Genomic DNA, 6,717 nt, shown 5'->3' with positions numbered 1-6,717 from the left:
TAACGAATTGTCATTGGAGCTTTAGCGACGAAGCAATGTAAAAATACGGGCGGGGATAAACCCCGCCCCTACAATACCGATTTAGAGCAATTGCCAAAAAAATGTTCCGATATAGATTCTGAAACGAGGAAGCCAAAAGGAACATAATTATGACAATCGCTCTAGAGTTTTAGAGTAGGGGCGGGGTTTATCCCCGCCCTCCTCCAAAGCTTGAAAACAGTTTCTTTGCCAAATAACCCTGCGACTTCTGCCGGAAGGCCGGGCGTTCGCAATGACAGGAACATGAATTTTATATATATTTGAACTTAGTATAAGCCTTTCTTAAGGATGACCATGGAAGAGCTTTTTCGGCGTCTGCCTGGAGTAGATCAGCTCCTGGATGAGCCTCGCATTCAGGCCCTGATGAGCACCATGCCTCGGGTCTTGGTGCTGGGGGCCATCAGGCAGACCCTGGACGATCTGCGGCGTGATATCAAACAGCAGGGAGCCGGCGCTCATCTGCCGGACCTTTCCCGCCAGGCCGTCCTTAAGCGAGTTGAACAAAAGGCCCATATTCTGGCCCAACCCAATTTTCGCCGCGTGGTCAATGCCACCGGCGTTGTCATTCATACCAACCTGGGCCGCTCCCCGCTCGCTGAAGAAGCCATGCAGGCCATTGCGAGCGCCGGTCGGTTTTACTCCAATCTCGAATTTGACTTGGAATTAGGCCGACGCGGCTCCCGGTACAGCCATGTCGAGGGGCTGCTGTGCGACTTGACCGGCGCTGAATCCGGACTCGTGGTCAATAATAACGCCGCGGCCGTGCTGCTCGCTTTGGAAACCCTGGCCAAAGGCCGGGAAGCCATTGTTTCGCGCGGTGAACTCATTGAGATCGGCGGTTCCTTCCGTATCCCGGATGTCATGGCCCGCAGCGGAACGATCATGGTTGAAGTAGGCGCCACCAATAAGACCCATCTGCGCGATTATGAACAGGCCATTACCCTTCAGACCGCTGTGCTCATGAAGGTCCACCAGAGCAATTTTCACATGATCGGCTTTGCCGAGCAGGTTGATGTGGCCGACCTGGTCAAACTGGGGCGTTCACGAGGCCTGCCCGTGGTCGAAGACCTGGGCAGCGGTTCCCTGATTGATTTCTCGACTTACGGCCTGCTCAAAGAGCCGACGGTCCAGGAGACGATTGCCGCCGGAGTGGCCTTAGCCACCTTCAGCGGCGACAAGCTCCTCGGTGGCCCGCAGGCCGGGATCATCTTGGGGGCAAAGGAGTTCGTGGACCGCATCAAAACAAATCCCCTCAACCGGGCCATGCGCATAGACAAATTCACTCTGGCTTCCCTGGAGGCGACTCTGCGGCTCTACCTGGACGAAGAAAAAGCCATGGAGCGCATACCCATTCTACGAATGATCACCACAAGCCTTCGCGAGCTGCGGACCCGAGCGACCCGGCTCAAGCGGAAGCTGGCCGCTGTGGCCGGGGAGGCGGTCGAGCTGGACCTGGCTGACGGTTTTTCCCGTATTGGCGGCGGAGCCCTGCCTTTTCAGGAGCTTCAGACCCGCCTGGTAAGGATGCTTCCGCGCCAGATGTCTGTCAATGACCTGGAAGCCTGGCTTCGTTCCCGGCCGGTGCCGATCATTGGGCGCATCGAAAATGAACGGTTTGTCTTGGATGTACGGACCATGGTCAGGGAAGACGCAAATATCGTGGCCCATGCCTTGATGGAGCTGGCTGCTGAGGACAAGGGATGAGGGAGTTTTTCAAACGTCAGGGCATACGGCTGGAGGTGGAGGATATAGCCCGGTATGCCCGGATTCTTATTGACGACCTGAGTCCGGTCTTAGGGTCTGAGGACTTTCGGCTCCTTCTGCTCGACAGTCCTGATCAGGAAGCCGGTCTGAATGAAGCGCAAACGCGGGCCCTGGCTGAAAACAACCTGTATTACGACCAGGCCACCTGGGAGCTCCATCTGCCGGTTGTCTATAACGACCGGCCCCTGGCCATGCTTACCGCTGCCTTGCCGGTTGTGTTCGATTTACCGGAGGCCGCTCACTCGCTCCTGCTGGCGCTGGTTAAGCAATCCCTTGAAAAGGTCCTTCTTTATAAAATCAACATTACGGATCAGGAGACGGGGCTATACAATGAGGACTACTTCCGGGCCTACCTCAAGCGGGAGCTTCAGACCTTCATGGGACGAGGCAGTGGCCGGGGGTTGCCAAAGCCGCTAAGCTTCGGGGGAGAAGGAGATTATCCAGGCCTGACGGTGCTGCTGGTGGAGATCGCCAAATTTAATGACCTGGCTTCAACTTACGGCCGCCTCGAGGCTGGCCGGGCAATGCGGGCTCTGGCCCAAAGCCTGCGCGAGCTAGCTTCGCCGTCATTCTGCGCCGTGCGGCTGGCGCCAGGCCGCCTCGGTCTGGTACTGCCGCGCCAGGATATTCAGGCCGGACTCGATCTGGCTGAAGCCATGCAAGACCCGCCTCAGTCCTTTGAAGGCCAGGACCTGCCTCGCATGACCCTGAACTTTGGCCTGGCGGCCTATCCGCTGGATTTCACCGATGAGTATGGTCAGACCGAGGCGGCGGTCGGCGACGAAGGTGAACTGGCCGAGGCCCTGTCTTTGAAGGTTGAGCTGGCCCTGAGCCAAGCCCTGGCTGGTGATGAGACCCGCGTCTTTACCTTTGGGGAGATACTCAAAAAGGGAGGCCGGATAGTTCAGGTTCTGCCTCTGAACCGGGTCGTGGTCAACCTCGGCCGGGTGGTCGGGGCCAGGGTCGGTCAGGTCTTCAGTTTGAGCGGCATGGGCCGGGGTGATGAGATTGACTTCAAAGGCGAGGTGGTTCTGGCCGAGGTGCAGGAGAATTTCGCGGTGGGCGAGGTCATCAACCTGCGGGACTCGCTGAGCCGGGTCAAGGCCGGAGACACCCTGGCCCTCAGCCAGACGGCTAGGGAGGAGCCTCCCGCCGGGCTTCAGGAGGACAAGGAACGGCTGGACCCTCTGCTTGGCATCCCGGATCATCTGGGTTTTATCCGGCTCTTTGACGAGCGTATGGAGGAAGAGGAGAAATTCGGCATCATTCTGGTCCGGGTGGACGGGTATGACAGCTACCGCCAGACCATGGGCCGCCTGCTGAGCGATCAGCAGTTTAAAAGCCTGTACGACATGCTTCAGGAAGACATGCCGCAAAAGGCCCTCACCGGCCGCTTCAGTGCGGACTGCCTGGTTGTTTTCAGCCCGGGTATGGATGAAGCCGCGGCCCAGACTCTGGCGGAAACATGGCGGAGCAAGGTTAATGGCCGCCACCCTCAAACCGTCTCCCTTGGCCTGGCTGTTTATCCGTGTGCATCTTTTACCCGGCCCGACACACTGGTCAATGCCCAGAAAGCGCTGGAGCACGCCTCCTTCTTCGGGCCCGATTCTCAAGCGGCCTTTGATGCCGTCAGCCTTAATATCAGCGCGGATAAACTGTTCGAGGCCGGAGACCTTGAGGAGGCCGTGGCCGAGTTCGAAAAGGCCCTGGAACTGGACCCGGATGACCTGAACGTACTCAACAGCCTCGGGGTTTGTTACGGTTATGAGCGCCACCTGGACCTGGCCCTCGAGTGCTTTGGCAAGGTCATGAAGCTGGACCCGCAAAACCTGATGGCCCATTTCAATCAGGGGTTTGCCTTTGCCATGGCCGACCGGCCCATGGAGGCCCTGGAAAACTTTCGCCGCGCCGCTGAGATTGACGGACAGAATTTTGATGTCCTCTTTCAACTGGGCAAGATGGCCCTGGAGCTTGAGAGGATTGATGAAGCGGTCGCAAGCCTTGAGCGGGCTGAAAAGGCTGAAGACAGCCGCCCCATTGTGTTCCGGTACCTGGGAGAAAGCCTGCTCCGGGCCGGTCGCGACGACGAGGCCATTAACGCCTATAAGGCTGCGGTCAGATGCGACCCCAAAGACGCGGCTTCCATGAGCCAGCTCGGGGTGCTTTTCATGGACAAAGGCGCCGACCTGGAGGTGGCTCTTTCATTGACCAGGCAAAGCGTGGACCTGGACAAAAGCAACGCCCTCTTTAGAGAGCGTCTGGCCAGAGCGCTTCTCTGTGTCCGCGACCTGGCCGGGGCTGAGGACCAGTACCGCCAGGCCCTGAATATGGGAGTCCACAGCCGCGAGGTCTATTACCATTTGGGGCGTGTCATCCAGGATCAGGACCGGCTGGAAGAGGCCGTGGAGTGGCTGAAGCGCGCCCTGGAAATGGACCCGGAATACGGCCCGGCCCTCCAGGCCCAGGAAACGATAAGGCGCTTGATGTCTGAGCAAAAAAACAGCTCTCAGGAAGAAACCCGGATGTGAAGATAAAGGTCGCCCCTGGTACCGTCCGACCGATGACGGCCCATATTTTTAAGCCGCAGGCGAGCGCCGTCCCTGGTCCCGGGCGGGATGCGCACCGAAATTTTTGAAGTCCGCCCGTTCCGTTTATAGGCCACCTGGGCCTGCATGCCCGAAGCGGCCTGGGCCTCGGAAATGGTCAGGTTAAACTTTATATCCGACTCATTGGCCACCAGGGTTTGCTTCGACGGGCCAATAAGCTGCTGCGCCTTCTGTTTGATGATTTGACCGACCCGGCCCCACAGCCCGATACGCCGGGAGCTTTCGGAGATTGGCCGTTGTCTCCTTTGCATGCGGCCGAAAAAGGGGCCTGTGAAAAAAATTCCACTAAAGAAGAATCCTCGACCGCCGAAAAAAAGGCGCTGTAAAAATTTCTCATCAAAACGGAACCCGAACCGTTTGAACTCCTGACTCAGGTCCCTGAAGGCCTGACGGGCGTCAGGGCTGGAGAAAAAATCCCTTAAGATGTCTTCCTGGGTGTAGGTGAAACCATGATCCGGCTCACGCTTGTGATCGAAATCAGAGGCCAGGGTTCGATCGTACTGGGAGCGCTTGACCGGATCCGTTAGAACGGCATAGGCCTCGCTCATCAGCTTGAACCGCTCCTCAGCCGCCATGTCTCCCGGGTTTCGGTCGGGGTGGTATTTCAAAGCCAGCTGACGATACGCCTGCTTTATTTCTTCAGGCCCAGCCCTTTGATCAATCCCCAGAATGTGGTAATAATTATCCTTTAAAGCCATAGTGTCGCTCAAAAAACCGCCCGGCCAGGAGTTGCATGCAGCCATGATATCAGAATCAAATAATGGACTCAAGCGAGGGAGCCGCAAACCGATGCTCAGGCCGGTTGAGGCCTTCCCGGTGAAAATCCAGGGGCAGGAGGCCATCTGCCTGCGAGACCCAAACCGCATCGCGCCCAAGTCCCTGTTTCTTCAGGCAGGGGCCGCATTTGTCCTGGCCCTGCTCGACGGGCAAAATGACCTCCGAGACATCCAGGCGGCGTGGATGCGCCGTTTCGGCCAGCTGATCCCGTTCGAGGACATTGAAGGCTTGATCAGTCAGCTCGACGAAAACCTTTACCTGGAAGGAGAACGGTTTGATCGCTTTCTGGCTGAACTGGAGGCGGAGTTCGCTGCAAGCCCTTCCCGGCCGGCCATGATGGCTGGCCAGGCGTACGCAGCCGATCCAGAGGACCTGACCCGGCAGCTGGAAGCGTTTTATCATCACCCGGCCGGCCCGGGCCGGGACCCCAAACCGGCTCTCCTTAAACCTCCCCGCGGCCTGGTCGCTCCACATATTGACTTCGACCGGGGCGGACACTGCTATGCCTGGGCCTACGACCGGCTTACGGATTCGCAGCCCCCCGGCCTGGTGGTCGTCCTTGGCACCGCCCATAGCCCGACTGAAAACTACCTGATCGCGTGTGACAAGGATCTCGACACACCCTTTGGTCCGCTCAAATGCGAAAAAGACCTGATGGCTGACCTGGCGGCCCGCTCCGGACCGGGCTTGAAAGCTGAGGAGTTCATTCACCGGGGCGAGCATTCTGTCGAATTCCAGGCAGTCTGGCTGAAGAGCCTGTATAGAAATAATGAGGAAATTCGGGTCCTGCCTTTATTGTGCGGGTCGTTCCACCAGATCATAGAAGCAGGCCAGGGTCCAGAGGATGTCGAGGCATACCGGAACGCCCGTGACGTGTTGAAGGAACTGCTGTCTAAGTGGGAAAAAACAAAAGGGCGGGTTCTGATCCTGGCCAGCGTGGACCTTTCTCATGTGGGGCCGCAGTTCGGGGATGGTTTCAGGATCACCGGTCCGGTGCAGCAGGAGATACGGGAACACGACCTGGAGCTGCTGCGCCTGGTGACAGAGGGAGATTCCCAGGGTTTTTACCTTAAGATCGCTCAGGAGCAGGACCGGCGCCATGTCTGCGGCCTGCCTTCTCTTTACACCATGCTCCGCCTGCTCGACGATGCTGAAGGTCAGCTTTTATCTTATGACCAGTGGGTTGACGAGACCGGCCAGGGCCTGGTCTCTTTTGCCAGCCTGATCTTTCCCTGACGCCTGGCTTAAAGCGAACTGGATATGACCCGTTGTTTATAAGCGCGTTCATACTAGTCTTGGCCTTTATTGACATATGAAAGACCAGAAATATACGGGCGGGGATAAACCCCGCCCCTACTCTAAAACTCTAGAGCGATTGTCATAATTAAGTTCCTTTTGGCTTCCTCGTTTCAGAATTTATATCGGAACATTTTTTTGGCAATTGCTCTAAATCGGTATTGTAGGGGCGGGGTTTATCCCCGCCCGTATTTTTACATTGCTTCGTCGCTAAAGCTCCAATGACAATTCGTTA

4 protein-coding genes are annotated in these 6,717 nt (G+C 57.4%); 3 read left to right on the top strand and 1 reads right to left on the bottom strand.

All coding sequences use genetic code 11. From position 1 onward, the window contains the following. The first annotated feature begins 333 nt into the window (after positions 1-333). On the top strand, positions 334-1,743 hold the full coding sequence (locus JRI95_15780; protein MBW2063002.1) for an L-seryl-tRNA(Sec) selenium transferase: 1,410 nt from the start codon (positions 334-336) through the stop codon (positions 1,741-1,743). Next, on the top strand, positions 1,740-4,331 hold the full coding sequence (locus JRI95_15775) for a tetratricopeptide repeat protein (GenBank protein MBW2063001.1): 2,592 nt from the start codon (positions 1,740-1,742) through the stop codon (positions 4,329-4,331). Before JRI95_15780 ends, JRI95_15775 begins: the two co-directional genes overlap by 4 nt. Here JRI95_15775 and JRI95_15770 read toward each other — a convergent pair. Beyond that, positions 4,310-5,107 carry a J domain-containing protein gene (locus JRI95_15770; protein ID MBW2063000.1) on the bottom strand — a complete coding sequence of 266 codons (798 nt, stop codon included), beginning with the start codon at positions 5,105-5,107 and terminating at the stop codon, positions 4,310-4,312. The two genes, JRI95_15775 and JRI95_15770, sit on opposite strands and share 22 nt — an antisense overlap. A 43-nt stretch (positions 5,108-5,150) precedes the next feature. Between JRI95_15770 and amrB the strand changes: the two genes are divergently transcribed. Next, positions 5,151-6,422 carry an AmmeMemoRadiSam system protein B gene (amrB, locus tag JRI95_15765; protein MBW2062999.1) on the top strand — a complete coding sequence of 424 codons (1,272 nt, stop codon included), beginning with the start codon at positions 5,151-5,153 and terminating at the stop codon, positions 6,420-6,422. The last annotated feature ends 295 nt before the right edge of the window (positions 6,423-6,717 follow it).

Source organism: Deltaproteobacteria bacterium (genome assembly GCA_019308995.1).
In the GTDB taxonomy this organism is placed as follows: domain Bacteria; phylum Desulfobacterota; class Desulfarculia; order Adiutricales; family JAFDHD01; genus JAFDHD01.
This window is presented reverse-complemented; position numbering and strand designations above follow the sequence as displayed.